This is a genomic window from Tepidimonas sp., assembly GCF_046292505.1.
In the GTDB taxonomy this organism is placed as follows: Bacteria; Pseudomonadota; Gammaproteobacteria; order Burkholderiales; family Burkholderiaceae_C; genus Tepidimonas.
Genome location: NZ_JBKBQX010000275.1, coordinates 1 through 242 on the forward strand (window position 1 = coordinate 1; position 242 = coordinate 242).

Consider the following 242-nt stretch of genomic DNA (forward strand, 5'->3'; position numbering starts at 1 on the left):
AAAATAGCGTCGCTATTTTTATGATGCAAGAAAGAAATCATGCTTGATTCCATTTACTAGCACAAGGGATCTAGAAAATGGCGCAGCGGACGGGGCTCGAACCCGCGACCCCCGGCGTGACAGGCCGGTATTCTAACCAACTGAACTACCGCTGCACGTAAGATCTTTAACGTAAAGGCTTGGTGGGCGCTGACGGGATCGAACCGCCGACATTCTGCTTGTAAGGCAGACGCTCTACCAAC

Annotated in this window: 1 tRNA gene; it reads right to left on the minus strand. The window is 51.2% G+C overall.

The features are described 5' to 3' along the window. Positions 1 to 78: 78 nt before the first annotated feature. Positions 79 to 155, minus strand: a tRNA-Asp gene (locus ACK4TH_RS13235). Between the last annotated feature and the right edge of the window lie 87 nt (positions 156 to 242).